We start from the raw sequence: 26,136 nt of genomic DNA on the forward strand, positions 1-26,136 counted from the left end.
ATATAACCATATTAATGGTTTAGCCGGTAACTATAGATGATATGCCCTGGGTTGCGAGGTCTCAGTCGTGGCGAGAGCGGTGCTGCAGCATCGGCACGAGATAAACCGGCACCTCGGATAGCTGCAACAGCCTCGAAGCCGTTCTGCCTATCGGCACCTCAAGCGCTGCGCCATGGCTGTGACTGCCTACGACCAGCAAATCCACAGCGAGTTTCTGTGCCTGTTCGAGAATGGTCAGCGGCGCATCACCGCGCAACACCTGTACCGAGCCGATCAAATCAAGGTCGTCGCGATTGTCGCCCAACTCGTCGCGAAAGCCTTCGAGCACACGCAGCTCGATGCTGTTCATTACGGTATCCAGCCCGGTACTGCGCAATTCCTTCAAGCGAGCCTCATCCACGTAGGTTTGCAACACCGACTCGGCGAACAACCCCATGGGCTCGACCACATGCACCACGTAGAGTCGTGAATTGAAACTGCGCGCCAGGGCAAGCGCGTGCTGCAACACGTAGGGCGCATAAAGGCCGAGGTCAGTGGCATAGAGTATTGATCGAATCATGCGGCCTCCTCGACTGCCGACACGGCGGAGCCTCGCTTGAGCTTAGCAGCAGCTATCCGATGCGAACGAAACGAAGGTCTCGTCAATGAGAGCCGGTCTTCATAATCGATGCAACGTTGCGCGGTCCATACGGTGCCAGGCGCGCGATCACCCTGTGATATTGCCGCGATCGGGTCAATGATCGAGCCTGCGTTGCCTTATTGCCCAAATATGATTGTCTAGCTGGACGCTAACGCGCTAAGGTTCGGCTTCCCCGCTGTGCCCATACCGCTGTGCCCGCTGCACGGGGATCGCTGGCGGCCGGCTTCCGTGACCCGATGACGCAATTGATGAAAAGCACGATGGCTGATTTACCGATTAACGACCTTAACGTCGCCTCCAACGAAACCCTGATTACCCCGGATCAGATCAAGCTCGAGATCCCGCTGACCGAGAGCGCACAGCGCACCGTGTCCGCCGGCCGCCAGGTAGTGCGCGACATTCTCGATGGCAAGGATCACCGCCTGTTCGTCGTGGTCGGCCCCTGCTCGATTCACGACATCAAGGCGGCCCACGAATACGCCGAGCGCTTGAAAGTGCTCGCCGAGGAAGTATCCGACACGCTTTACCTGGTGATGCGCGTGTACTTCGAAAAGCCACGCACCACCGTCGGCTGGAAAGGCCTGATCAACGATCCTTACCTGGATGACTCCTTCAAGATTCAGGACGGCCTGCACATCGGCCGCAAGCTGCTGCTCGACCTTGCGGAAATGGGCCTGCCCACCGCCACCGAAGCGCTCGACCCTATCTCCCCGCAGTACCTGCAGGACCTGATCAGCTGGTCGGCCATTGGCGCCCGCACCACCGAATCGCAGACGCACCGTGAAATGGCCTCGGGCCTGTCTTCGGCCGTCGGCTTCAAGAACGGCACCGACGGCGGCCTGACAGTCGCGATCAACGCGCTGCAGTCGGTTTCCAGCCCGCACCGTTTCCTGGGTATCAACCAGCAAGGCGGCGTGTCGATCGTCACCACCAAGGGCAACGCCTACGGTCACGTGGTACTGCGCGGCGGCAACGGCAAGCCGAACTACGACTCGGTGAGCGTTGCCATCTGTGAGCAAGAGCTGAAGAAGGCCAGCATCAAGCCGAACATCATGGTCGACTGCAGCCACGCCAACTCCAACAAGGATCCGGCCTTGCAGCCTCTGGTGATGGACAACGTCGCCAACCAGATTCTCGAAGGCAACCAGTCGATTGTCGGTCTTATGGTGGAAAGCCACTTGGGCTGGGGCAGCCAGTCGATTCCCAAGGATCTGCAGCAGCTCAAGTACGGTGTGTCGATCACCGATGCCTGCATCGACTGGGAAAGTACCGAGACGACCTTGCGCAGCATGCACGTCAAACTCAAGGACGTGCTGCCCAAGCGTCAACGCAGCTAAGACGCCAGCAATGAAAACGCCGGGAATTACCCGGCGTTTTCATTTGTAGCTTCTGTCAGTGCTGGTCTGTAGGCCCTTCTTGGCGGGCCATATAACGCTCAACGTAGGAGCAGGACGGGATTACCGTGTAGCCCATGCGTTCGGCGTAATCGAGCGCCGTTTCCGTCAACGCCGCAGCAATGCCTCGCCCACGCAGCGAGTTGGGCACGAAGGTTCGGTAGATATCCAGCGTCTGCTTGCCCAGATCCATATAAGCGAGGTACGCGCGATCACCATCCACTGTGGTCTCGAATTGATGACCTGCAACGTCATGGTGAATGGTAAATGGCTCGCTCATTACTGCTCCTCTCGGCTAAGTTGAACCGACATCCAGCCATCTTGGACTGCATACATTCGGTAACAATAGGATATAAAGCCATTGTAAGGGACAAAGGGCAAGGTGAAAAAATCACCTATCGACATCTTCGGCGCCTATACGAATAACGCACCTACCCGGCACGCACTTATCGTGCAGTTAGAGCTAAGGGCCGGCCTTGAGGCTCGTTACCTGCAAACAGGCGAGCGCTTTAAATAAACGGAACCCTTGCCTACCGCCCGTTTACTTACTAAAAGTTACAGGTAGTATGTACGCCGCCATTTTCCGGGTTGGAAATCGGCTTTAACAAGCAAAAACTTACCCCAAGGGGAACATGATGAACAACGCTCTGAAATTTTCTGCACTGGCTCTGGCCGCAGTTCTGGCTACCGGTTGCAGCAGCGTTACCAAAGAAACCGAAGCTCGCCTGACTGCAACTGAAGACGCAGCAGCACGCGCTCAAGCCCGTGCCGACGAAGCCTACCGCAAGGCTGACGAAGCGCTGGCTGCTGCTCAGAAGGCTCAGCAAACTGCTGACGAAGCCAACGAGCGTGCTCTGCGTATGCTGGAAAAAGCCAGCCGCAAGTAACAGCTAATGAGCTGAAAAAGCCGGCCTATGGGCCGGCTTTTTTATGGGCGTCCGTTATGGGCAGGAGCCTGCGCGAAGACCGTTTATTTGCGGTGGCTTCAGAGCGTCGAAGATTGCGTCTGAATAACGTGATCCTGCGGTGAAGCGATCTCGATTGGCAGACCGTCCTGCGCCGCCACGACCTCGCGTACCACATCCCAGTCCAGATTCTGCGCGCTAAGGTCAGTGCGCTTGATCAGCGCGTTGGCGACGGCTGCATGCTGGTCGCCGAGCAGCGCGCCCTCTTCTTCGCCCAGCGGCGCGTGGGCTTCCAGATAAACCTTGCCGTTGCTTACGCCGAACTTGTACGGCTCGTTGATGATGCGCACCGGCGTACCCACCGGTACCTTTTCGGCCAACTCAAGCACGTTGTTATTGAGCATGCGAAAACAGCCGTGGCTCACGCGCATGCCAATGCCGAACTTCTTGTTCGAACCGTGGATCAGGTAACCCGGCACTGACAGGGCCATTTTGTAAGGCCCCAGTGGGTTGTCCGGCCCTGGCGGAACGTAGCTGGGCAGCGGGTCGCCTTCGGCAGCATGCTCGTCACGGATCGATTGCGGCGGGTACCAGCCGGGATTTGGCGTTTTCGCGGTGATACGCGCGTCGGCAACAGGAGAGCTCCAGCCTTCACGGCCGATCCCCAGCGGATACGTGTAGACCACGTTACGGCCTTTGGGAAAGTAATAGAGGCGGTACTCGGCCAAGTTTATCACGATGCCTTCGCGCGGGCCCGGCGGCAGGATGAAACGCGTCGGCAACACGATATCGGTGCCCTCACCTGGCAGCCAGGCATCGACGCCCGGATTGGCAGCGACCATTTCCAGATAGCCCAGATCATTGGCAGTACCAATATCGGCGAACGTGTCTTCGTAGCGTGCCTTGATCACCTGGATTTCGCCTACCACGTCGTCGCCGAGCGGCGGCAATGGCAGTTCCAACGCGGCGGCACTCCCTGCCAGGGAAAAAGCACACAACGACAGACAGCGGGCAAGAGCTGGAGCGCGCAGCGACATGCGGGAAACCTTCGTAGTGGAGGTGATAGGAAGGAACGAATTGTATACCGCTGCCGCGCTCAGCGTCCCGGCCATGCGGGCCGCTCGCCGTTTCGCTGGGCGTTCAAGGTAGCCAGGCAGCCTGGGCAGAGCCGCCGATCCTGCAGCATCTGTCTCTCCAGATCCCGCCACAACGGCTGAGCCGGCAGCAGACCGCCACACAGGGTGCGATCAGCGTAGCCACCCAGCTCCAATTGGCGAGCAACCAGATGCACGCGTACCTCGCGACAAGCGAACAGGTCGAGCTGTTCGTCGGGCTCGATCAATTGATACGCGTACAGGGACCAGACGGGTCGCAGCATGGGGGGCTCCAGAGCGGGGGCGCCACATTAGCCGAAACGCCGCCGGCGGAAAAGCCCGTCAGAGCAACGGCTTGAGGGCCGGCCAGACATTCTCGAGCAGCAACGGCTGCGCCTCTACCGCAGGGTGCACACGGTCATCCTGCATCAGCGCGTCGACACCGCCCACGCCCTCGAGAAGAAACGGCACCAGATGCACACTTTTCTCTGCTGCGACATCGTCAAAGACCTTGGCAAACGCCGTGGTGTAACGCTCGCCGTAATTTGGCGGGATACGCATACCCAGCAGCAGCACCTTGGCGCCAGCCTCGCGGGACGCATCGATCATCGAGGCAAGATTCTGTTGCAATTGCTTGGGTGGCAGGCCGCGCAATCCGTCGTTGCCGCCCAACTCCACAATCACCACATCCGGGCTGTGCTCGGCAAGCAGCGCAGGCAGCCTCGCGGCCCCGCCAGCACTGGTGTCGCCGCTGATCGAGGCATTCACCAGCTGATGCTCGAAACCTTCTTTTTTGAGGCGTTCATCGAGCAGATGAACCCAGCCTTGCCGGGTATCCATGCCAAAAGCCGCACTGATACTATCGCCGACGACCAGCACGGTCGCCGCCTGCGCCATCTGGCCCACAAGCAGCAGGCCAAGAACAGCCCCCTTCAATAATGCACGCATCGGATTCCTCATGAGCTCTAGCATTCTGTCTGCGCAGAACCTTAACAAAGTGGTTTCCAGCGCGGAAGGTGAGTTGACCATCCTGCATGACCTTTCCCTGGAATTGGAAAAAGGCGGCAGCCTGGCGATCGTCGGTAGCTCGGGGTCGGGCAAGTCCACCCTACTCGGCCTGTTGGCCGGGCTCGACCTGCCCAGCAGCGGGCGTATCGTACTGGCCGGCAACGACCTGGGCAGCCTTGGCGAGGATGAGCGCGCTCGCGTACGCGCCGAACACGTCGGTTTCGTGTTCCAGTCCTTCCAATTGCTCGACAGCCTCAATGCCCTGGAGAACGTCATGCTGCCTCTGGAGTTGGAAGGCCGCAGCGATGCCCGCCAGCGTGCCGCGGCGCTGCTCGACCGAGTAGGCCTGGGCGCGCGCCTGAGCCACACCCCTCGCCAGCTCTCGGGAGGCGAGCAACAGCGCGTGGCCATTGCCCGCGCATTCGCCGCCGATCCCGACGTACTGTTTGCCGATGAGCCGACCGGCAATCTCGACAGCCACACGGGCGAGCGCATCAGCGACCTGTTGTTCGAGCTGAATCAGGAGCGCGGCGCCACCCTGGTGCTGGTTACCCACGACGAGCGTCTGGCGGCCCGCTGCCAGCGCCTGATTCGCCTGGAGGGCGGCCATCTCGTCGCACCGGTGAGCGCTTGATGAAATCCCTATCCTTCTTCGGCCTGCTATCACTTGCAGGGCGTCAGCTGCGCCGCGACGCTCGCGCCGGCGAACTGCGTGTACTGTTTTTCGCCTTGCTGATCGCCGTCGCCTCGAGCACGGCCATCGGCTATTTCGGCGCGCGCCTGAATGAAGGCATGACCTTGCGCGCCACCGAGTTTCTCGGCGCCGACCTGATCCTGCGCGGCAGTTCGCCGGCGGCTGCCGAGCAGATCGACGCGGGCAGCTCGCGGGGCCTGGAGCATGCGCAGGTCGTCGAATTTTCCAGCGTGATCGCTACCGACGAAGGCATCCAGCTGGCCAGCGTCAAGGCTGCGGGCGATGGTTACCCACTGCGCGGCGAATTGAAAAGCGCCGCCGAGCCCTACGCGGAAGAAGTCGTCAGCCAAGGGCCGCGGCCTGGCGAAGCCTGGGCCGAGGCGAGACTCCTGGCGGCACTCAATCTGAAAACCGGCGACGAAATCGAAGTCGGCGCCAAGACCCTTCGTCTGACCCGCGTGCTCACCTACCTGCCCGATGAAGCAGGCGACTTCTACAGCCTGACACCCCACGTGCTGATGCACCTGGACGACTTGCCTGCCACACGCGTGGTGCAACCGGGCAGCCGCGTGCGCTACATCGAACAATGGAACGGCCCGAGTGATGCTTTGGCCAGCTACCGCCAGGCCGTCGAACCCACCCTGGCAGCCCACCAGCGTTTCGATGATGCGCGCGATGGCAGCCGCAGCGTTGGCGGCGCCCTCGACCGCGCCGAGCGCTACCTCAACCTGGCCAGCCTGGCCGCCGTGCTGCTCGCCGGCGTCGCAGTCGCGCTGTCCGCCGCCCGCTTCGCCAGCCGCCGCTTCGATGCCAGTGCGCTGCTGCGCTGCCTGGGCTTGTCCCGCCGGCAGGCATTGGGGTTATTCAGCTTGCAGCTGGCGATTCTCGGACTGGTCGCCAGCCTGAGTGGCGCGCTGCTCGGCTGGCTTGCCCAGCACCTGCTGTTCCATCTGCTGCAGGGCCTGCTTCCTGCGCAGATTCCGCCCGGCGGCCTATGGCCGGCGCTGGCAGGCATCGCGACCGGCCTGGTCGCGCTGGCCGGCTTTGCGCTGCCGCCGTTGGCAGCCCTGGGACGTGTGCCGCCATTGCGGGTGCTGCGTCGCGACATGCTGCCGGTACCGGCCAGTTCCTGGATGGTCTATGGCACCGCCCTGCTCGCCCTCGGGCTGATCATGTGGCGCTTGAGTCTTGATCTGCCGCTGACGCTGGCCTTGCTCGGCGGCGGCCTGATTACCGCGCTGCTGCTCGGTGGTCTGTTGCTGCTTGGCTTACAAAGCCTGCGCCGTCTGCTGGCACGCGCCTCGCTGCCATGGCGCCTGGGCCTTGGCCAACTGCTCCGTCGGCCGCTGGCTGCTGCCGGGCAATCGTTGGCCTTCGGCCTCATTCTGCTGGCCATGGCGCTGATCGCTCTGTTGCGCGGCGAACTGCTGGACACCTGGCAAGATCAGTTGCCTGCCGATGCGCCCAATCATTTCGCGCTCAACATCTTGCCTGCCGAGCGCGATGCCTTCGCCACACGCCTGGCAGAACTTTCGCCGCACCCTGCGCCGCTCTATCCGGTGGTGCCGGGCCGACTGGTCCTGGTCAATGGTGACCCGGTTCGCCAATACGTCAGCAAGGATTCCCGCGGCGAACGCGCCGTACGCCGTGACCTGAGCCTTACCTGGGGTGCGGACTTGCCCGAGGGTAATACCTTGACCGCGGGCCAGTGGTGGACGGGCGAAAAAGGTCAGGAGCTGCCCGGCGTATCGATAGAAGACGAATTGGCGCAGAGCCTGCAGATCAAGCTGGGTGACCGGCTGACGTTCACGGTTGGCGGCGTCAACCGCGACGCCCAGGTAACCAGCCTGCGTACGGTTGACTGGAACAACTTCCAGCCCAACTTCTTCATGATCTTCGAGCCTGGCACCCTGCAAGATCTGCCGGTCACTTACCTGACCAGTTTCTACCTGCCGCCGCAGCAGGAGCGCCAGCTGGTCGAGCTGTCACGGGCGTTCCCCTCGGTCACCTTGCTGCAGGTGGAAGCGCTGCTCAATCAGCTACGCAGCATCCTCGCCCAAGTCACCATCGCCATCGAGTTCGTGCTGCTCTTCGTTCTTGCGGCGGGCTTGGCGGTGCTGTTCGCCGGGCTGCAATCGACACTGGACGAACGCATTCACCAGGGCGCACTGCTTCGCGCGCTGGGTGCCGAGCGCAAACTGCTGATTCATGCACGCCGTGCCGAGTTCGGCCTGCTGGGTGCGACCAGCGGCCTGCTGGCTGCCCTTGGCTGCGAGCTGGTCAGCTTCCTGCTATATCGCTTCGCCTTCCAGATGGAATGGCAACCGCATCCATGGCTATTGGTGCTGCCTTTGATCGGCGCCCTTCTGGTCGCTACCGCAGGCGTGCTGGGAACGCGGCGTTCACTGGACGCCAGCCCACTGACCGTTCTGCGCGAGGGTTGATAGACTTGTCGCCCGTACCCGACTGAGCCCAGCATGAGCCGATACCGCCCACCCCGCGCCGCCGGAACGCCCCTCATCACCCCCGAAGGTGAGGCGCGTTTACGTGCTGAATTGCATGAACTCTGGCATGTGCGTCGCCCCGAGGTAACCCGCTCGGTCAGCGAAGCCGCGGCCCAGGGCGATCGCTCGGAGAACGCCGAGTACACCTACGGCAAAAAAATGCTGCGGGAAATCGACGGCCGCGTGCGCTTTCTCACCAAGCGCCTGGAGAAGCTCAAGGTGGTCGACACGCGCCCAAGTGATCCGAACAAGGTGTATTTCGGCGCCTGGGTAACAGTGGAAGACGAGGACGGCAATGCCTCGCGCTACCGTATCGTTGGCCCCGACGAACTTGACCTCAAACTTGGCCTGATCAGCATAGACTCACCGCTGGCCCGTGCGCTTATCGGTAAGGGCCTGGATGCGGAGGTGCGTGTGCAGACGCCGACCGGCGACAAGTTCTGGTACGTCATCGCCATCGATTATCCCTGAGTTCAGCGCAGGGTGATCAGCCCCTGACGAGCGATCCGCGTCAATTGGCCGAGTGCTTCGGCGCTGGGCCGCTGCAGCACGGCAAAATCGAAACTGTCGTCGGCGAAGCGTTGCAGCGACTCGCCCTCTTCGGCGAACTGCACCAGAAAGGCACGCTGACCAGAGCGACGGCTGGGCCAGCCGTCGAGATAGCGCAACAGCGTCGGCTGGTGAGTACCGCCGAGTAGAATGCGTGGGTTGCGTCGGATCAAGCCGGTGGTGATAGGAGCGATACGAATTTGCGTGGCCTGGATGCAGGTCATGGGTGTTTGTCTCCGCCTCGAGAATCCCGCTGGGCAGCGGTGAGAGGCAACACCGAACCAGCGCTTTAGCGGAATTTCGAGACTCGTTCAAGAATCCCTCAGGCGCCCCGCAAGTAGCTGTTTAAATCGGCGCAGGTAGTAATCCTAGAGAGTCCACGATCACTCTGTCAATAACCAAGAAAGCCCGCATCAGCGGGCTTTCCAGAGGCTTGAAGCTGTTTAGCCGGCGATGCGTTTGTCCAGCGACAAACGGCCAGCGCCTTCGACCAACAGTGCCAGCGTGGCAGCCATCAGCGCCAGTGCAAACTCGTAACCGTTGTCGGCCATGAACAAACCGTTACTGATGTGCACGGAGAAAATCGCCACCACCAGGGTAAAGGTCAACGCTACCGCCGCGGGGCGTACCAGCAAGCCGACAATCAGCGCCAGACCGCCGAAGAACTCGGCACTGCCGGCCATCAATGCCATTAGATAGCCCGGCGCCAGGCCGATGCTCTCCATCCACTGCGCCACGCCCTCCAGGCCATAGCCACCAAACCAGCCGAACAGTTTCTGCGAACCGTGGGCGACGAAGATGATGCCCACCAGTACCCGAAGGATGGTGAGGCCGTAACCGGCACGGGTGGTTGCCAAAGTTTTGATGAAAGCGTTCATGGGGCGAGTCCTTTGCATGGGTGAGATGGCGCCATATTAATTCAATTTATAAATATAAAGATTGAATAAAACGGCTAAAATAAATCTATTATTTCGATCATTTATGCATGCTCACTGCAGGCTCCAGTGAATAGCGCTCGCGCGCGTAAGCCAGGTAGTACTTGTTAACCGCATTGACGTAACTGACCACACCCATGCCGAGCTCCTCCATGGCGACCCTTTCCACCTGAAAAAACCACTGATCCGGGTTCAAGCCACGCCTGCGGGCTTCGGCGCGCAGGCTTTGCACCCGCTGCGGCCCGAGGTTGTAACCGGCCAGGACGAAGGCCATGCGTTCTCGCTCGTTCAAGCGCGGGCTGTTGAAGAAGCTGCGGCGAATTTTGGCCAGATACTTGGCGCTTGCCTGCACATTGTTTTCCACTTTGGAAATATCCCCGACGCCAACACTGCGTGCGGCTGCCGGGGTAATTTGCATCAGCCCGGTGGCACCGCTACTGCCCCGCGCGCTCGGATCAAGGGTCGACTCCTTGAATGCCAAAGCGGCCAGCGCCAGCCAGTCGAAGTCGTGCTGTGCGGCATAGCGCTGCAGCACCGGGCGAACACGCTCCAAGCGCTGGCGCTCAGTGCGGCCCATGGGTGAATGCACTTTGTAGAGCCGCCGGTAGACGCGCTGGAAGGCGGCATCCTGATCATCAGGCACGCGGTAACCGTCAAGAAATCGGTCGACGCTGGCGCTGAGCATCGGCGCATCGGGACGCATGTACCAACGCATGTCGCCCTGATCATCGAGCACCATGTGCCGATCGACACGCAGCTTGGGCATCACTTTGGCCCAGCGCTCGGCGATATGCAGCTCGACGGCGGTGAAGTCGAAGATGCCGGCCTGGACCATCTCCAGCACATCCTCGACGGCAAGGGTCGGGTCTACCCACTCGACCACGATTGGCGGCAGTTTGCGCTCCTGGAGCCGCAGATTGATGCCATGCAGGGCGTCTTTGGCGATGCTGCCCGCCGGTAGCGACAGACTTCGCCCGGCCAGTTGCTCGAGGCGCTGATAGCGCCGATTACCCTTCCGCGCCACGATCACCACGGGCACGTCACGGCGGATTGCTTCGCTGGCGATGACATGCATGCCGCCCTTGCTGCTGAGCAACTCACCGGGCGCTACCAGATCGCCTTCGCCACGCTGCAAGGCGGCGAGCAACTGATCCTTAGCCTTGGGGATTATCTTCAGACGCAGATTGCGTCCATCGCGCGCGTTGCGATTGAGATACTGCTCCAGCGCACGCAGGCGCTGATATTCAACGCCGATACTCTGGCCCTTGACCTCGCCGGAACTGTTACGGCTCTGATTGACGAGTACCCGCAGCTCACTGCTCTTGCGGATGCCGGGTAGGTCGCGCACTGCTGCGGGCTTAGTCACTTCGACCGGGCCGGCAATGCGCGCGACTGCCGAGATGGGCAGCGAGAGCAACAGGCACAGCACGAAAAGGACACGCAATATCGACGCTCCGGTGGCAAGGGCCTGCACAAAGCCCGTGGCAATCAGCCAAACGCTGGGCGCGGAGGGTCGCACAGCCGTAGTTCTGACGCCAATTATTGTTGATTTAACATCAATAAAACCTTACAACTCTTTGTAATTGTTGGCTTTTAATAGGAAATTAAAAGCTCTGCTATGCTGCGCCCCTCACGTTCGGCAAGGTCACACCATGCAACTCATCGACATCGGCGTCAATCTGACTCACGAAAGCTTCAATGATCGGCGCGAGGCGCTGCTTGAGCGAGCCTATGAGGCGGGCGTCTGTCAATTGGTGCTGACCGGCACCAGCCTGACGGAAAGTGACCACGCGCTGGGCCTGTGCCAGCAGTTGGACGACCGTGGTGATCGGCTGTTCAGTACCGCCGGTGTGCACCCCCACGACGCCAAGAACTGGAGCAGCGACGACGCGCGGCACCTTCGCGCTTTGCTGTCTGAACCACAGGTAAAAGCTGTCGGCGAATGCGGCTTGGACTTCAACCGCGACTTCTCGCCGCGGCCCCTGCAGGAAAAAGCCCTGGAAGAGCAGTTGAGCCTGGCGGTGGATCTGCAGATGCCGGTGTTCCTGCACGAGCGCGATGCCCATCCGCGTTTCGTACAGATTTTGCGCAACTACCGGGATAGCTTACCGGCGGCAGTGGTGCATTGTTTTACTGGCGAGCAACGCGCGTTGTTCGATTATCTGGACCTGGATCTGCACATCGGCATTACCGGCTGGATCTGCGATGAGCGCCGCGGCGCGCACCTGCATCCGTTGGTCAGGGACATTCCCGCCGGACGCCTGATGTTGGAAAGCGATGCTCCCTATCTGTTGCCCCGTAGCCTGCGGCCAAAGCCGAAAAATGGTCGTAATGAGCCCGCTTTTCTGGGCGAGGTGTTGCGCGAGGTGGCGCTTCATCGCCAGGAAAGCGAAGAACAGGTCGCCGCACACACCACCGCCTGTGCCCGCGCCTTTTTCGGGCTGCCTTCCATCGTTGAGCGGACCGGAGAGCGTGAAGACGACAGATAGGCGTTCAAGCCCGCCAACAAGCCCACTTGCACCGAATACTCGTGCGTTGTGCAGCTGGCCTCCCCTCGGGCGTTGATTCACGTCAACGGATAGTTGCCAGCTGCGTGAAACAATGATGGCGCCTTGCTAGCACCTTCATTCACGTCGAGAGCAATAAAACATGCCCGCCTGGATTCGTGATGTATCCCTGAAACACAAGTTCTGGGCGGTCAATGCCGTCGCCTTTGCCACCACCCTGCTGCTCGTCCTGTTCGCCATGCAGCAAGAGCAGGATACGTACGCCCAGGCCGCCCGCGATGGCGCAGAAAACCAGGCACGGCTGATCGCTGCCTGGCCCGCAGACCGTGAGCTGCCGGGCAGCACGGGCCTGATCCGATTCGCCGCAGCCGATGAACCGCGCCTGCCTGGTGCTGTCGATGCCAGCGCACTGCGCGGCGCACGCGGCTGGGTCGCTCTTGAACATGAAGCTGTGTTGGGTGGCGATCCCCTCATCGGCGCGCAGATCGTCGAGCTCGGCAGCGACAAACGCATCGCGATACCTGTACACGGCCGCAGCCTGGCTCAGGTATTCAGCGAGCGGGCCGGCAGCTATGCACTGGCAGTCGCCCTGTTGATGCTTGCATTGCTCGGCGCCTCACAGGTGCTGATCCGGTTTTTGCTTACCCACCTCAATACCCTCAAGGACGTCATGCTGCATGTCGAGAAACATGGCGATCTGTCGGCACGCGTGCCGCTGCACAGCCGCGACGAAGTCGGGCAGATGGCCGGTGCCTTTAATGCCATGCAGGCCGGCTATCAACGCGTCGTCGGCACGGTTATTCAGGCAGCCTCGCGACTGGATGACGGCACTGCCAGGCTGGCCCACAACATGAAGGAGGTTCGCCAGGGCATGCTCGGCCAGCAAAGTGAGACCGACCAGGCGGCAACCGCGATCAACGAAATGTCGACCACCGTGCACCACATTGCCGAGCATGCGGCGACGACCCGTGACCAGTCGCAGACCGCCGACCAGCTTGCTGGGACCGGCCAGGTGGTGGTCAGCCGCGTGGTCGAATCAATCACCGGACTTTCCAGCGGCGTGCAGCAGACGGCAACCATGATCCAGCAAGTGGCCAGCGACAGTCAGAAAATCAGCAGCGTGGTCAACGTCATTCACGGCATCGCTGAACAGACCAATCTGCTGGCCCTCAACGCGGCCATCGAAGCAGCACGCGCTGGCGAGATGGGTCGCGGTTTCGCGGTGGTTGCCGACGAGGTGCGCAACCTCGCCAAGCGCGTGCAAGACTCCACCGACGAGATCACCAGCATGATTGCCAACCTGCAGGCAGGTACTCGCGACGCTGTGGAGTTCATGCAGGAGAGTTCGCTCAAGGCGGACGTTTGCGTCCAGGCTGCCCACGAAGCCGGTGAAGCGCTGGCGGCCATTACGGGCGCGGTGGCGCAGATGCGCGAGAGCAACACGCAGATTGCCGTAGCGGCCGAGCAACAGAGTCAGGTAGCCGAAGAGATGACCCGTTCAGTGATCGGCATCCGCGACGTCACCGAGCAGACCGTCCAGCAGACCCTGGAATCAGCTACAACCAGCAATGAGCTGGCAGAGCTGTCAGGCGAACTGTCACGGGCTATCCATCAGCTCAAGCCATAAACACCTGTGGCTGATAGCACAAAAGCTATCTGCCACATAGGAGGGATCAATTCGTGACGGGGCTCGCTACGCCCTAGACTGGCCCCATCAGATAGGGAGACCCGCCATGACCACGCACACCGCCACCCTCGACCATTCGCGCAGCGCCGAATCGCTCGACATGCCCATGCTCGCCATTGCGCTGCCGCTGCTGCTGACGTCTCTCGTTCTGGCTGGCAGCGGATCGGGACCGCTGGCATTGGCATTATCGGCACTGGGCGCCATGGCTGCGTATGCACTGGCACGCCAGGCGCTCGTGGCCGTCGCTGAGCTTCAGCCGAATACCGTCACCGTCTGACGGCTGATCGCCAGCAGCTCACCATCAGCCGTCCACAGTGCTGCGGCAACGTGACCGTAACCATCGCGGGCGTGTTCGATTTCAGCGCGGTACAAGCACCATTGATCCGAGGTTACCGAGACCAGCGGCTGAATGAACTCGATCGTCCAGGTCAGTGAACTGCCTGGTGCCGGGCTCTTCAGCAGTGACAGCACCGCTGGCGGCCATGCATCGACCAGACCCAGCAGGTGCGCTTCATCCAGGGTTTCGATACGCTGCTGATCGCGAAAGCGCACCCAGCCGCCCATCTCCCGTGACGGATTACCACTGAACGGCAAGCCACCCAGCCCCCAACGCATGGCCAGGTGGCGGGTGAACTCCGGCGTAACCTGGGGGATGTAAGGTAATTCTTGGCTATCCTCTACGCCCATGATCGTCGGTGCTGGCAGCGCTTCGACCTTGACCGAGGAGGCACGCGGCGCCCCGAAGCTGCCCTGCACCAGCGCCACCACCTCGCCATTTTGCAACGCACGCCCCAGCACCTGACTGACCGCCTTGCCCTCACGCAATACGTCGGCCTCAAAGCAGGTCGCAACGCCCGGTTCGACCGGCGCGACGAAGCTGATGGCCAGTGATCGCGGCGAGCGCTCAGACGGTACCTTGGTGCGCATCACCGCATACACCAGCGCAGCGACCACGCCGCCGAAACTGGCGCGCCCCTGCCCCCAGTCCGCGGGTATCGACAGCGCCTCGGGCGTGCGTTTCACCTCGTCGAGCAATGTAAAGAAGTCCATACCCACCTCCCCATGAACGTCAGCCGATGGTAAGAGACCCGCAGCGTTACAGCGAGCCCGAGGCGCACGCCAGTTCGGTCATTTGCAAGGAGATACCGGTTTCACTTACGTCAGAGCAGCGAGCAGACGCGCCTGAACGCCTTCCGCCGCTTGGTCCGCGGCCTGCATGGACTGCCGCCATTGCGCCGCGAATATCTGCAAGTCCGGCTCCCGTTCGGCGCGTGCCAGCCACTGCAGGTGGTCATGCCAGTCACCCAGTACCGCCTGACCCCTTTTCAATAATTTGAGCTGTTGATTGGACAGTGGAGACAGCTGCGGATATGCCTCGGCCGTGTAACGTACGCGTTTGATCAGCAGCCGGACGCGATGGCGGTCGTGCTCTGCATCGCGCAGCGCTTCGACGAGCCGAGTGCGTTGTTTGCGCAGGTAACGGCGAACGCTCTTGTGCAGGGCATCCAGCTCACCACCGGCGTGCTGACGGGCCAGCTCCTGCGGCCACTCATCCAGCGCGCGAAACAACGCGCTCAACTGCCGGCTGGCAAGCAACCGTGTTTCACCGCTGCCCTGCTCGGCCACACGCCGGTCGGCGGCGGCATGTTCCCCCTGCTGCCGAAGCATGGCGATGAGTACTTCCAAGTCCCGCAGTGGGCCGCTGAGGCGTCCGAGCTCGGCGGCGCGCTGCTGCAGCGCATCACTGCCCGCAGCGCCCTTGAGTGGCTTCAGCAAGCTGCGCAGCCTGCGCAGGCACACCCGCATGTCATGCAGTGCTTCATCATCGGTGTGCGCCTGTAACCGCTCCCGACAAGCGTATAGCGCTATCTGCAACTGCAGCACCTCGCTGCGCAACGTGCCTATAAAACCACTCATCGCAGGTACTCCCGAAAACCATTCAATGGGATCGACTCCAGCGCCATGGCAGCTGACGGCGAAGCGTTTTCAGCTGTTGGACCAGCACTGAGGTTGAGATGTTCTGCCCGGCATAGCGCTGCGTTTCATACGCCTTGGCGAAGGCATTAATCGCTTCTGCCTGCGTGGGAAGTGCAAGGGCGGCGCGGGCCGCAAAGGCCCGCGGCCCTTCGCCGGTAAGCCGCTGAACGCCGTGCTGCGCGAGCAGGCGCTCGAAACGCATGAACAACTGCTGCAGCGGATCACGCTCGCCACGCCAAGGCTTGAACAGCCACAGCGAAAGCAGGCCCAGCAATAAGCCGCCACCACCGACCAGCGCCAGAATAAGGCGGCTGGCATCGACCTGCCCGAACCAGCGCTGCAGCAACTCGAACTGCTGCGCGCCCTGGTAACCAAGAACGAACCGTTGCCAGCCGTAATTCAGCTCATCCCAGGCCAGACGCAGTTCGTTCAGCCACGCCAGGTTGCGGTAACGCAGGGGCGAAAACGGCGAATCGGCGAGAAAGCTCTGCTCGCCGGCCAGCGCCTGCTCCAGGCCTTGCTCGATGCGTTCTGGAGCGACCTGAAAGGTCGGGTCGACGCTGGTCCAGCCCTTTTCCGGCTGCCAATACTCGACCCAGGCATGGGCATCGAATTGGCGCACCTGCACATAGCTGCCGTTTCCGCTCAGCTCGCCGCCCTGGTAGCCGGCAACTACCCGGCTGGGAATCCCGGCGGCACGCAGCACGAACGTCATGGCGCCCGCGTAATGGGCGCAGAACCCGCTGCGTGTATCGAATAGGAAATCATCAATGGAGTCATTCCCCAGCGGCATCGGCCGCAAGGTGTAGACATACGGTTGTCGGTTGAAGTGACTCAGCAGCGCGGCGACCAATTGGTCATCCTGCGGGTGCTGCTCGCGCAACGCTTGCGCCCACTCACGGCTGCGCGCATCGCCCTGCTGCGGCAGACGCAGCCAGGTCTGCATGCCCCCCTGGCGCTCCTGTGGCTCGCGAATGGCCTGGGGCCAGGAACTGACGTTATAGAGCAGCGCGCGATCCACCGGCCGGTTGCGCTGCAACCGGAAATCACCCATCTGCCGGGTCCCTTGCAGGTCAGTCTGGGCGACATCGAGTGCGAACAGCCAAGGCCGCGTGGTGGGTTGCATGACGATGCTGTAACGCAACGCCTCACCTCGCGGTTGCCACTGCGGCGACGATGAAAATTGCGCTGTCGATGACTGCGACCAGCGCCGGCCATCGAACTGATCGAGCGTTAGAGCACGCCAGTATAACTCGTTGCGCGGCGGCACCTGACCCTCGAAGCTGGCGCGAAACGCCAGCTCACCCGAACGGGTCAGCTCGGCGATGTCACCCGGCGCCATGCTATCGGCGAGACCGGTCACCGCGCCGCGCTCATTGGGCACCGGCAGCGACCACAGCGGGCCCATGCGCGGAAAAAACAGGAACAGCAGCAACATCAGCGGCAGTGCCTGCAGCAGCAGGCTGGCCGACAGGCGCAACGTGCGCCACGGGCGGTTCGCCGTGCCGCTCTGTTGCAGGCCGATCAATGCGGCCAGCAAGGCACAGACCGGCAGCAGGCTGAACAGCGCGATCAGAATGCTGTCGTCGAACAGGTACCCGGTCACCACCACAAAGAAGCCGAGGAAGATCAGTACCAGGGCGTCGCGCCGAGTGCGCATCTCCAGCAGCTTGAGGATGAAGGCGGCTATCAGCAGCACCACGCCGCCATCCAGCCCGACCAGCGTACCCCGTGAGAGAAACACGCCGAGCCCCGCCAGCACGATCAAACCGACTCGCACCGGCATCGTCGGATAACCCGCACGCATCCGGAATATCTGCACCCGCCAGCATGCGCAGCCCAGCCAGAGGCCGATCACCCACAGCGGCAGATGGCCCAGATGCGGCACGATCACCAACGCCTGCGCCACCAACAGCCAGGTCAGGCTGATGCGCGGGATGCCTTGGATGGCGCTCATACACCGGCTCCGTGCAATGCCAGCGCTCGCAGGCACTGTTCACGATGGCGTTCGCCGGTATCAACGCTGAACACGCTGCCCGGAAGATGCAAGGCGAAAGGCTGCTGACGCTCGGAAAGCACCAGCACCCAGTGACAGAGCAATGAAAGTCGGCTCTCTACATCGCCGCTCAGCACTTCGAAATCCAGCAACAGATCGCGGCCGCTCTGCGCGGCGAAATCCTTGACGAGCAGACCCTGGCCACGCGAATACGCTTTCCAGTGCAAGCGTTTGCGTGAATCGCCGGGCTGATAGGTACGCAGACCCTGGAAATCATCGCTGCCCTGCCCGTGACTCAGATGCCCCTGCTCTTCATCGTCATCGCTGCCGCCAGCGGCCAACGGCAGCTCGCCCTCCAGCGGTCGTGGATAGACCAGTACCGCCTGATCCAGATCGACCAGACTCCAGGCTACCAACAGCCCAAGGGGAAATCGGCTCTCAACCCTCATGCGCCCGGGTTGCAGCCAGCCACGCCGCTCGGTGGGCACGTTCAGTTCGCATTCAACGGCACTACCCGCCGGCACATCCTGCTGCAACGTATCGGCAGGTGGCCAGCCCAGGGCGACGGCTTCGTGGCCACGCCCACGACTTTCCAGACGCACTCGCAAACGGGCCTGCTCACCCGCGAAAACGGCGCCAGCGCCTCCGGCATGCAGCACCAGGCCGGCCAGGTTGCGGTAGGTGTGCAAAATGGTGATCACGAACACCGAGCCAAGTAAAAAGGTCAGGCCATAAGCCAGACTGCTCTGGTAATTGATGGCCGCCAGCAGCATTACCAGCAGCGCCACGAAAAAAGCCAACCCGACCCGCGAAGGCAAGATGAAGATCCGTCGCTGATTGAGTTGAACGCTCGCGGCAGCCGGAATGCGCTTGACCAGCCAGCGACTCCAACGCCGCTTTAACAGTGTCGTCAAAGCGCCGGAACCTCACGCAGCAACCACTGCACCAAGGCACCGCCGCCGTGCCCGGCCGGATCGGCCTGGTCGCGCAGCCGGTGCCCGGCCACTGACGGCAGTACTGCCTGCACATCCTCGGGAATTACGTAATCACGCTGCGCCAGCAGAGCCCATGCGCGTGCCGCTGCCAACAAGGCAAGGCTGCCGCGCGGCGACAGCCCCCAGGCGAATTGCGGCTGCGTGCGCGTGGCCTCGACCAGGCGCAGCACGTAGTCGACCAATGCATCACTGACCCGCACCTTGGGCACTTCAGCCTGCAATCTCGCCAGCTCGGCGTGATTGAGCACGGCGTCCAGGGTTGGCAGCACCGAGCGCCGGGATTCCCCCAACAGCAGCGCCTTTTCTGCGGCGCGGGCCGGATAACCAAGCGACAGGCGCATCAGGAAGCGATCCAGCTGCGACTCTGGCAAGGCGAAGGTGCCACTCTGGCTGATCGGGTTCTGGGTAGCGATCACGAAGAACGGATCTGGCAACGGCCGTGTGGCGCCCTCGATGGTCACTTGGCCTTCCTCCATGGCCTCCAGCAGCGCGCTCTGACTCTTAGGCGTGGCCCGGTTGATCTCATCAGCCAGCACCAGCTCAGCGAAAATAGGCCCGGGGTGGAACAGGAACTGCCCGGTGTCCTTGTCGAATACCGATGTGCCAAGAATGTCGCCGGGCAACAGATCGGAGGTGAACTGGACGCGCTGAAAGCTCAGTCCCAGCACTTTGGCCAGAGCATGGCTGAGGGTGGTCTTGCCCATACCTGGCAGATCCTCGATCAGCAGGTGACCACGCGCCAGCAGACAGGTCAGCGCCAGACGCACCTGCGCCTCCTTGCCAAGCAGCACCTGATTGACGGTATCCAGGCAGGCATCCAGTTTCGTGTGCATCGTCCACTCCTTATGCAAGTGCTTCGATGCTACTGGCCACACCGCAACGGGCAAAGTATTACGTAACCTTTGCTGACGAAACTGTGTACCAGGCCCGCCCTCACGCGACTATCGGCTGTTACGACTGCCCGGGCTGAGATGGAACTCAGAGTCGGAACTGCGCCGCCATTCCCTGCAGTTCTACACTAAGAGCGGCCAGCTGCTGGCTGGAAGAGGTATTTTTCTGCATGGCGACGGCAGATTGCTCACCAATGTCGCGGATGGAGGTGACGCTCCGGTTGATTTCCTCTGCGACAGCGCTCTGTTGTTCGGCCGCGGCCGCAATCTGCTGATTCATTCCGTGAATCACCGCTACGGCACTGGCAATGCCGGTCAGCGCTTCCTGGGTTTGGCTGGCGTCACGCACCACCTGCTCGACCAGAGCATCACTCTGATGCATGTCAGTAACCGAGCGGTTGGCGCCAGCGCGCAGTACGCCAAGCAAGCCATCGATTTCCTCGGTGGACTGCTGGGTACGCTTGGCCAACGCGCGAACTTCGTCGGCAACCACGGCGAAGCCACGTCCTTGCTCGCCCGCCCGCGCTGCCTCGATGGCCGCGTTCAGGGCAAGCAAGTTGGTTTGCTGGGCGACGCTCTTGATGACTTCGAGTACCGAATCGATGTGTCGAGTGTCCAGGCTAAGTTGCTCGATACCCTGCCGAGTGACAGACATCGCTGCGACCAGTTGCTCGATGCGCTGCAACGTGCCGCGCACTACCTGCCCGCCCAACACGACGCGCGAGTCTGCCAAGGCAGCTGAAGCTGCGGCTTGTTCGGCATTCTGTGCGACCTCATGAACGGTCGCCGCCATCTGGGTGATTGCGGTCGCCATCTGGTCGGTTTCCTGCTTTTGCACAGTGACGCCCTCTCGCGCCCGGTCAGCCACCGATGACAAGCTTTGCGCCGACGTCGAAAGCTGAGATACGCCCGCCTGCAGACGACCGACCATGCTACGCAGATCACGCGACATGCCCTGCATCGCCTCGAGCAGCTGGCCGATCTCATCGCTGCGCCGTACTTCTATCTCAACGCCAAGATCGCCTGAGGCAATGCGCTGGGCGATCCCGGTGACCTGTTTGAGGGGCCGGACGATCGCCCGAGTAATCAGCCACGTCGCTAACAAACCGACCAGCAGGGCGGCGGCGGCGGCAATCAGGATCAGCCAGGTACTGGCGCCTAGCTGCTCATGCAAGGCGCCTTGCTGGGCCGCGTGAGCCTGAGTGACAAGCGCGACGACCTGCTCGGCCCGCTCAGCAAGCAGTGCGTATTCTTGCTGTTGCTGCTGAAGCAGCCCGGTGTACTCCTGCAACCGCTGGTTGAAGGAGTCGATGTTTCCGACCACTTCGCCGAGCACTGAACTGTATCCTGGGTCACGCAGCTCATCGCGCAACTCGATGGCCAGCGCTTGCGCATCCAATGCTTCCTGAATGCCTGTCTGTGGCGCCTCGCCGCTCGTTCTGCTCAGTTCGAGCAATACCCGCGCTTGCTCGAGCGCTTGCAGCAACAGAACATGCACCTTACCGATTTTCCCGGCCTGGATGACAGCTTCGCCACCCGCACGTCCCTGGCTTTCCTGAAGCGCATATACGCCGTCCTCAGCGAGCCCCTCCTTAAGCAGGTCCAGGCTGTTTGCCGCGCCCACGACCAGCCACTTGGCAGCATCCAGCGCCAGGCTCTTGTTATCACTCTGTTCGACGTACCGGTCGAAGGTTTGCACGTATTCCGCGATGTTCTCGTCCACCTGCTGCAACGCATCGCTCTTATGGCCGGGGGCTTGCTCACGCAAATGGCCAACCTGAGCACGGATCGCCGCGGCCTGCTCATGCAGACGCTCAACATGATCAGCCTGTGCGGTGAGGATAAAAGCCTGCTCAGTACGGCGCATCTGCGCCACTTGCTCGTTGATTTGACTGAACTGCTCAAGCGCCGAGAATCCCGCGCCAACGCGCTGCAGCGCATAGAGCCCGCTTGCCGCCACAACCAGCGTAAGCGACAACACCAGCCCGAAACCCAGAGAAAGCTTGACCGCCGTGGCAAGACTGGCCAATGAACGCAAGTACGACATGCGGCACCTCCTCTGCGACCCGACCAAGGTCTTCAAGGTACCCACATTGAAACAGCCCAGTAATAGCAACAAGCCAGCAATTGCCTGGCGAGTGGTTTTAGCTAAACCGGGGTCGTTTTTGGAATGGTTGATCCGCTACGGACCGTCATCGCGCGCTGGCGTCGCCATGCAGCGCAAGGCATGCACCCGAGGTACGCCGGTTGAATAAACGCTGGCCTGCCGAAGGTTGTTGTCCGCATCAACCAGGACGCTGCAAATCAAAGGTGTCGCGAGTTCGGCTATACGCCATGCCGCCCAGACGCCCGACCAGATCGAGACGATGCGGGTCGATCCGGCCTTTGTCGTTAAGCACATTATCGTCTAGATGAGCGAGCAGGACTTGGGCGAAGATCAGGTGGTGGTTGGGCTGCTGCCGAGGGTAGCCAATGACCTCGGTCACCTGACACTCGAACGCCACTGCCGCGCCAACGACGCGGGGCGGTGCCACGCGGGTACTGGGAATCGATGCGATGCCGCAATGCTCGAATTCACTGGCGTTGCGCGGCAGCACTGCAGCGCTGGCATTCATCGCTTCAGCCTGAGCGAAAGACACCAGGTGAATAACCAGCTCGCCAGTGTCCTGAGCGTTTCGCAACGTATCCTTTAGCAAACCGTCATCACGGGTGCCGACATTGACCATCAGCGTTGCCGGATCGTCGCTTATCACTTGAAAAAAACTGAAAGGCGCCAAGTTGGCGACGCCCTCTTTAGAAAGGCTCGACACCCAGGCGATGGGCCTGGGGGTCACAGTGGAGGCAAGCCAGCGATAACGCTCCAGCGGCGTCAGTTCGGAAAAGTCGAGCAGCATGCCATTCTCCAGCAAGTCAGGTTGCCGCCAGCTTACTCCACTGCTCCATCATCGGCCCGCGCGCGACTCGCGGATATAGAAACGGGCTTTTTCTGATTTATTGGCGCAACCTCGGAACGCTTCGAATTGCTGCTGGGTTTTCGCCGCGGTCATTAACGAAGCTGCCTTGGAGTAGCTAACGGTACCGGCAAAGCCTTCGGCCTTGGCCAGATCCAATTCCTGCCAGGCCGCATCCAGTTGATTTGCACAGCTATCGCGGTACGACGTGGTCGCTGAGCAGCCCGCCAACAGCGCAATCGGTAAGAGAATCCAGGCTTTCATGTCGCATACTCCAGAAGTTGGCCGGCAATCATGTTGCCGGTGTTGATTATGACGGCGCATCAGGAAAAAAGTGCCACTATCGCAGGCGCTGCACGAGAGACACCGTGCAGCACTTATGGCACGTTTCTAGGGGAGTTGAATGAGCAAGAAAGTAGCTCTGGTATTGGGCTCGGGTGGTGCACGCGGCTACGCCCACATTGGTGTTATCGAGGAGCTGGAAGCTCGCGGTTACGAGATAGGTTGTATCGCAGGATGTTCGATGGGGGCGGTGGTCGGCGGGATATACGCGGCTGGCAAGCTCAAGGACTACAGCGAATGGACGCAAAGCCTCGACTACCTGGACGTGCTGCGACTGCTGGATGTGAGCTTTCGGCTCGGGGCGATACGCGGTGAGAAGGTGTTTGGACGAATTCGCGATATCGTCGGCGAGATCAATATCGAGGCGCTGAACATTCCGTTCACCGCGGTGGCCACCGACCTCACCAACCAGCAGGAAATCTGGTTTCAGGAAGGTTGCCTGCACCAGGCGATGCGCGCCTCGGCGGCGATTCCCAGCCTGTTCACGCCGGTCATTCAGGGCAAACGCATGCTGGTCGATGGCGGCCTGCTCAATCCATTGCCGATCGTGCCCGTGGTCTCCAGCCACTGCGACCTGATCATCGCCGTCAACCTCAATTCCGCGCAGCAGCAGCATTATCAACTGCCCGTCATCGAACGCCCGGCCGCACTAAAGGGCCGCTTCGATCAGTTGATGGCGTCACTGGGTTCACGCCTGCCCACGCTGCGTCGCAAGGAGGCCGACGATGATCAGCTGCTGTTGCTGGAGGGGCGCGACGAGCCCATGGCGCCGCGGCAACCCGATTTGTGGTTGCATGAGGCGGCTGATCCGCATGCCCAACAACCTGCCGCCGCGCCGCAGAGCGACAGTGCGCCGAAATCGGCGAGTGGCTCGCGGGTTGCCAACATCGCCGGGCCGGCTTCTTTGCTGGAGCTGATCAACCAGAGCTTCGAGGTGATGCAGACCTCGCTTTCGCAATACAAGATCGCCGGCTACCCGCCGGATATCCTCATCAACGTGCCCAAGCGGGTCTGTCGTTTCTTCGAGTTCTACAAGGCCCCGGAGCTGATCATGCTTGGCCGGCAGATCGCCCGCGACACGCTGGACAAATACGAGCGCGGCGACCACTGAAGGGGCCGAATTACTGCGGTGGGGTGCGCTCCTCGGGGGCCGGCAACCCGGCCGGCGCCTTGCGCTCGACCCAGTCACAGAGCAGGCTGTAAGCCACCGCCAGCAAGGTCGGCCCGAGAAACAACCCCATGAAACCGAACGCCAGGATGCCGCCAAACACGCCAAGCAGCACCACCACCAGCGGCAGATTGCCGCCGCGGCTGATCAGGTACGGCTTGAGGATGTTGTCCACGCCGCTGATGATGAAGAATCCCCAGATGCCCATGAAGATCGCCATGCCGATCTCGCCCTGCCAGACCAGCCAGCCGACCGCAGGGCCCCAAATCAGCGGCGGCACCATGATCAAGCTGCAGGCGAAGGTCAGCACGCCCAGCAACAGAGCACCCGGAATACCGGCGATCATGAAACCGATGTAGGCAAGAATCCCCTGCGCCACCGCCGTTCCCAGCACACCGTTGACCACACGCTGTACGGTGCCGGCGACCAGCTCGAGGTAATGCTCGGCACGCTCGCCGATCAATCGCTCGAGCAGGCTCTCGACAAAGGCCGCGAGGCGCGGGCCGTCTCGATAGAAGAAGAACACCAGGATCAGACTCAGGGCCAGTTCGAGAATGCCGCCGCCGATCTTGGCGCTGCGCACTAGCAGGAAGTTACCGACCTGGCCGAGATAAGGCTGCACCGTGGCAAACAACGCCGAGCCCTGCTGATCGAGCGTTTCCCAAAGACCGACCAGACGGCTGCCTACCAGCGGAATGGAGGCCAGCCAGGTCGGCGGCGGCGGCAGGCCTTCGACCTGAAAGCCTTTGATCATCGCGGTCGCATCGCGAATGTGGTCGGCAAGGTTGACACCAAGCATCACCAGCGGCACCGCCACCAACACGATCCATACGCCGGTCAGAAGCCCGGCTGCGGCGGATTGTCGACCCTTGAGCAGCCGCGTCAGCCAGCGCATCACCGGCCAGCTGGCGAACGAGAGAACGGCGGCCCAGAACAGCGCCGACCAGAACGGAGCCAGCACCCACAGGCTGGCGCCCAGCAACCCCAGTAGCAGGATTTGCACCAGCAAACGGTCGTTGTTCGGCATTTTTAGCGTTTCCAGAAAACCAGGCTAAAGCTCATATAAAGCGCACTCAACGTAAGACGTCGATACGCAGGCCATCGCCCGTGCTCTCACCGATTTCCAGGCGTGCTGCCCTGACCCGCTGTTCGATCAACGCCTCACGCCAGGCTTCAGCTTGCGCGCCAGACAGGCTGACACGCAGGGTGCTATCCAGATTGAGGCTGCGTGCAAGCAGCTCGACCCAGTCATCCTGAGGTGCATCCAGGACCGGCAGGCTCAGGTCGCCGGCGCTTTTCAACTGGCGCGAGAGTGTGGCTGGGGTTGGCAGCACCTGCGCCAACGGCTGGTTGGCCGCCAGTAGCTCGGCATGCAGGTAGGCGCGGCGATTGCCGCGTGTGATGCTGTATAGCGCGATCAGGTTGTCCTGATTCGGCTCGGCCAAACGCAACAAGGCATACGCCTGTTGATCATCGGAGCCGTAGAGCGTGGAATTGCCGAACACCGAATTGGCCCACAGGCTGCTGGAGCCGCACTCGCGGCCCTCGCACCAGTAGAGGATATGGGCGTCCTGATCCTGCAGCGCCTCGCGCATTTCAGTAAACACCTCGGTGGCACTGTGGGTACGAGGCAATTCATAAGTGATGGCAGTGAGCTGCCCTTCCACGAGCACTTCGCGCTCGTAACGCAGGCGCCCACTGATGCGGCGGATGGTGCCTTGCGGGTAGAGACGCTCCTGATCTGTCTGTTCCTTGAACGAGACAATCTCGCTGCCCGGAAAACGCGGCAGCATCTCGAGATCGCGGCTGCCGGTTACATCGGCGGTGGCCGCCGCACTGACCAGCATGAGAGGAAGCAGGTAACTCAGGCGCATGAGACCCCTTGTTGTTCAGTCGTATC

The 26,136-nt window shown here is 61.6% G+C and carries 27 protein-coding genes; 9 read left to right on the forward strand and 18 right to left on the reverse strand.

The window, feature by feature from the left end:
* Window positions 1–61: 61 nt before the first annotated feature.
* Window positions 62–559: a universal stress protein gene (locus BLS60_RS15500; protein ID WP_092369703.1), complete on the reverse strand. Its 498-nt coding sequence runs from the start codon at window positions 557–559 to the stop codon at window positions 62–64.
* A 341-nt stretch (window positions 560–900) separates the two neighbouring features.
* Between BLS60_RS15500 and BLS60_RS15505 the strand changes: the two genes are divergently transcribed.
* Window positions 901–1,977, forward strand: coding sequence for a 3-deoxy-7-phosphoheptulonate synthase (locus BLS60_RS15505; RefSeq protein WP_092369706.1), 1,077 nt, complete (start codon window positions 901–903; stop codon window positions 1,975–1,977).
* Window positions 1,978–2,032: 55 nt separating this feature from the next.
* Here BLS60_RS15505 and BLS60_RS15510 read toward each other — a convergent pair whose 3' ends face one another.
* Window positions 2,033–2,314 carry a GNAT family N-acetyltransferase gene (locus BLS60_RS15510; protein ID WP_070883072.1) on the reverse strand — a complete coding sequence of 94 codons (282 nt, stop codon included), beginning with the start codon at window positions 2,312–2,314 and terminating at the stop codon, window positions 2,033–2,035.
* A 355-nt stretch (window positions 2,315–2,669) separates the two neighbouring features.
* On the opposite strand from BLS60_RS15510, the gene oprI reads away from it, so the two are divergent.
* Entirely contained in the window at window positions 2,670–2,921 is a 252-nt protein-coding gene (gene oprI, locus BLS60_RS15515) for an outer membrane lipoprotei OprI (protein ID WP_070883071.1), read from the forward strand.
* 98 nt (window positions 2,922–3,019) lie between these two features.
* Here oprI and BLS60_RS15520 read toward each other — a convergent pair whose 3' ends face one another.
* Genes BLS60_RS15520 through BLS60_RS15530 form a run of 3 tightly spaced genes read right to left on the reverse strand, consistent with a single transcriptional unit; the run spans window position 3,020 to window position 4,981 of the window.
* A complete protein-coding gene (locus BLS60_RS15520; RefSeq protein ID WP_092369709.1) occupies window positions 3,020–3,976 on the reverse strand; it encodes a L,D-transpeptidase family protein in 957 nt (318 codons plus the stop codon).
* Window positions 3,977–4,035: 59 nt separating this feature from the next.
* Window positions 4,036–4,317, reverse strand: coding sequence for a hypothetical protein (locus BLS60_RS15525; protein WP_070883069.1), 282 nt, complete (start codon window positions 4,315–4,317; stop codon window positions 4,036–4,038).
* A gap of 58 nt (window positions 4,318–4,375) precedes the next feature.
* Window positions 4,376–4,981 carry an arylesterase gene (locus tag BLS60_RS15530; RefSeq protein ID WP_092369712.1) on the reverse strand — a complete coding sequence of 202 codons (606 nt, stop codon included), beginning with the start codon at window positions 4,979–4,981 and terminating at the stop codon, window positions 4,376–4,378.
* Between the two features lie 10 nt (window positions 4,982–4,991).
* On the opposite strand from BLS60_RS15530, the gene BLS60_RS15535 reads away from it, so the two are divergent.
* Genes BLS60_RS15535 through greB form a run of 3 tightly spaced genes read left to right on the forward strand, consistent with a single transcriptional unit; the run spans window position 4,992 to window position 8,710 of the window.
* On the forward strand, window positions 4,992–5,675 hold the full coding sequence (locus BLS60_RS15535) for an ABC transporter ATP-binding protein (protein WP_092369715.1): 684 nt from the start codon (window positions 4,992–4,994) through the stop codon (window positions 5,673–5,675).
* On the forward strand, window positions 5,675–8,179 hold the full coding sequence (locus tag BLS60_RS15540) for an ABC transporter permease (protein ID WP_092369718.1): 2,505 nt from the start codon (window positions 5,675–5,677) through the stop codon (window positions 8,177–8,179). The genes BLS60_RS15535 and BLS60_RS15540 overlap by 1 nt, the downstream gene beginning before the upstream one ends.
* Window positions 8,180–8,212: 33 nt before the next feature.
* Window positions 8,213–8,710 carry a transcription elongation factor GreB gene (gene greB, locus BLS60_RS15545; protein ID WP_070883065.1) on the forward strand — a complete coding sequence of 166 codons (498 nt, stop codon included), beginning with the start codon at window positions 8,213–8,215 and terminating at the stop codon, window positions 8,708–8,710.
* Between the two features lie 2 nt (window positions 8,711–8,712).
* Here greB and BLS60_RS15550 read toward each other — a convergent pair whose 3' ends face one another.
* The 3 genes from BLS60_RS15550 to BLS60_RS15560 form a co-directional block, all read right to left on the reverse strand.
* Window positions 8,713–9,012, reverse strand: a complete 300-nt coding sequence (locus tag BLS60_RS15550; RefSeq protein WP_092369721.1) for a hypothetical protein — start codon at window positions 9,010–9,012, stop codon at window positions 8,713–8,715.
* 219 nt (window positions 9,013–9,231) lie between these two features.
* The gene (locus tag BLS60_RS15555; protein WP_092369724.1) at window positions 9,232–9,666 is read right to left on the reverse strand and encodes a DoxX family protein; all 435 of its coding nucleotides are present in this window, start codon (window positions 9,664–9,666) and stop codon (window positions 9,232–9,234) included.
* Window positions 9,667–9,763: 97 nt separating this feature from the next.
* Window positions 9,764–11,170: an MltF family protein gene (locus tag BLS60_RS15560; RefSeq protein ID WP_092369986.1), complete on the reverse strand. Its 1,407-nt coding sequence runs from the start codon at window positions 11,168–11,170 to the stop codon at window positions 9,764–9,766.
* A 205-nt stretch (window positions 11,171–11,375) separates the two neighbouring features.
* Between BLS60_RS15560 and BLS60_RS15565 the strand changes: the two genes are divergently transcribed.
* From BLS60_RS15565 to BLS60_RS15575, 3 genes are all read left to right on the forward strand, one after another.
* On the forward strand, window positions 11,376–12,212 hold the full coding sequence (locus tag BLS60_RS15565; RefSeq protein ID WP_070883063.1) for a TatD family hydrolase: 837 nt from the start codon (window positions 11,376–11,378) through the stop codon (window positions 12,210–12,212).
* 160 nt (window positions 12,213–12,372) lie between these two features.
* Window positions 12,373–13,857, forward strand: a complete 1,485-nt coding sequence (locus BLS60_RS15570) for a methyl-accepting chemotaxis protein (RefSeq protein ID WP_092369727.1) — start codon at window positions 12,373–12,375, stop codon at window positions 13,855–13,857.
* A 106-nt stretch (window positions 13,858–13,963) separates the two neighbouring features.
* On the forward strand, window positions 13,964–14,194 hold the full coding sequence (locus BLS60_RS15575; protein ID WP_092369730.1) for a hypothetical protein: 231 nt from the start codon (window positions 13,964–13,966) through the stop codon (window positions 14,192–14,194).
* On the opposite strand, the gene BLS60_RS15580 is transcribed toward BLS60_RS15575, so the two are convergent.
* The 8 genes from BLS60_RS15580 to BLS60_RS15615 form a co-directional block, all read right to left on the reverse strand.
* Window positions 14,170–14,967 carry an acyl-CoA thioesterase gene (locus BLS60_RS15580; RefSeq protein WP_092369732.1) on the reverse strand — a complete coding sequence of 266 codons (798 nt, stop codon included), beginning with the start codon at window positions 14,965–14,967 and terminating at the stop codon, window positions 14,170–14,172. The genes BLS60_RS15575 and BLS60_RS15580 overlap by 25 nt on opposite strands.
* Window positions 14,968–15,072: 105 nt before the next feature.
* The gene (locus BLS60_RS15585; protein ID WP_092369735.1) at window positions 15,073–15,834 is read right to left on the reverse strand and encodes a CHAD domain-containing protein; all 762 of its coding nucleotides are present in this window, start codon (window positions 15,832–15,834) and stop codon (window positions 15,073–15,075) included.
* A gap of 22 nt (window positions 15,835–15,856) precedes the next feature.
* On the reverse strand, window positions 15,857–17,851 hold the full coding sequence (locus tag BLS60_RS15590; protein ID WP_092369738.1) for a transglutaminase TgpA family protein: 1,995 nt from the start codon (window positions 17,849–17,851) through the stop codon (window positions 15,857–15,859).
* A complete protein-coding gene (locus BLS60_RS15595) occupies window positions 17,848–18,804 on the reverse strand; it encodes a DUF58 domain-containing protein (RefSeq protein WP_092369741.1) in 957 nt (318 codons plus the stop codon). The genes BLS60_RS15590 and BLS60_RS15595 overlap by 4 nt, the downstream gene beginning before the upstream one ends.
* Window positions 18,801–19,718 (reverse strand): AAA family ATPase, encoded by a 918-nt coding sequence (locus BLS60_RS15600; protein ID WP_070883056.1) that lies wholly within the window; start codon window positions 19,716–19,718, stop codon window positions 18,801–18,803. Before BLS60_RS15600 ends, BLS60_RS15595 begins: the two co-directional genes overlap by 4 nt.
* Window positions 19,719–19,863: 145 nt before the next feature.
* Window positions 19,864–21,822, reverse strand: a complete 1,959-nt coding sequence (locus BLS60_RS22000) for a HAMP domain-containing methyl-accepting chemotaxis protein (RefSeq protein ID WP_092369744.1) — start codon at window positions 21,820–21,822, stop codon at window positions 19,864–19,866.
* 238 nt (window positions 21,823–22,060) lie between these two features.
* A complete protein-coding gene (locus BLS60_RS15610) occupies window positions 22,061–22,669 on the reverse strand; it encodes a flavin reductase family protein (RefSeq protein WP_092369747.1) in 609 nt (202 codons plus the stop codon).
* 48 nt (window positions 22,670–22,717) lie between these two features.
* Window positions 22,718–22,990, reverse strand: coding sequence for a hypothetical protein (locus tag BLS60_RS15615; protein WP_070883054.1), 273 nt, complete (start codon window positions 22,988–22,990; stop codon window positions 22,718–22,720).
* 139 nt (window positions 22,991–23,129) lie between these two features.
* Between BLS60_RS15615 and BLS60_RS15620 the strand changes: the two genes are divergently transcribed.
* The gene (locus BLS60_RS15620) at window positions 23,130–24,179 is read left to right on the forward strand and encodes a patatin-like phospholipase family protein (protein ID WP_092369750.1); all 1,050 of its coding nucleotides are present in this window, start codon (window positions 23,130–23,132) and stop codon (window positions 24,177–24,179) included.
* A 10-nt stretch (window positions 24,180–24,189) separates the two neighbouring features.
* On the opposite strand, the gene BLS60_RS15625 is transcribed toward BLS60_RS15620, so the two are convergent.
* The gene (locus BLS60_RS15625) at window positions 24,190–25,263 is read right to left on the reverse strand and encodes an AI-2E family transporter (RefSeq protein WP_092369754.1); all 1,074 of its coding nucleotides are present in this window, start codon (window positions 25,261–25,263) and stop codon (window positions 24,190–24,192) included.
* A gap of 46 nt (window positions 25,264–25,309) precedes the next feature.
* Window positions 25,310–26,110 (reverse strand): DUF4892 domain-containing protein, encoded by an 801-nt coding sequence (locus BLS60_RS15630; protein WP_092369757.1) that lies wholly within the window; start codon window positions 26,108–26,110, stop codon window positions 25,310–25,312.
* Between the last annotated feature and the right edge of the window lie 26 nt (window positions 26,111–26,136).

The organism is Phytopseudomonas seleniipraecipitans (assembly GCF_900102335.1).
In the GTDB taxonomy this organism is placed as follows: Bacteria; Pseudomonadota; Gammaproteobacteria; order Pseudomonadales; family Pseudomonadaceae; genus Aquipseudomonas; species Aquipseudomonas seleniipraecipitans.